Origin of the sequence: Apilactobacillus waqarii (assembly GCF_019061205.1) — a bacterium.
Classification (GTDB): Bacteria; Bacillota; Bacilli; order Lactobacillales; family Lactobacillaceae; genus Apilactobacillus; species Apilactobacillus waqarii.
On record NZ_JAHQYH010000028.1, the window covers coordinates 1 to 428 of the forward strand.

Below are 428 nucleotides of genomic sequence, written 5' to 3' on the forward strand. Positions count from 1 at the left end.
TAGGTAAGGACATTGATTTTATCGTCATTAACCTTATAGTGAACTGTCTCTTTATGAAATTCCTTATAAGACTTAATACAAACTTTTTTACTATCGTCGATATCAGATTTAGTGGTATGTTCGTCCACCTTATAATGATTATCTACAGCTTTCTCAACGACTTTTGTATAATCGACCAAAGATATTGTTAGTTCGATCGTTATAGACCAGTTGTCAAAACGGAAAGCTTTTTCAGTATCACAATCCAAGTTAACCTTACCAGCCAAGGTATATTCATAAAATTTCAACTGATTGCCTTTAACTTTAACAAAATCACCGTCTTTTAACTTACTTTTCTCATAGAATTTTATACCATCAATCATCTTTTTTTGTCCTTATCATAATATCGATAATTTTCTTCTAAGATTCCACCTCCCTCTAGGTAGGTA

1 protein-coding gene is annotated in these 428 nt (G+C 31.5%); it reads right to left on the minus strand.

The annotated features are described in order from the left end of the window. Positions 1–362 (minus strand): hypothetical protein (locus KTJ72_RS07045; RefSeq protein WP_217304482.1); only part of this gene is annotated, 362 nt, incomplete at its 3' end. Between the last annotated feature and the right edge of the window lie 66 nt (positions 363–428).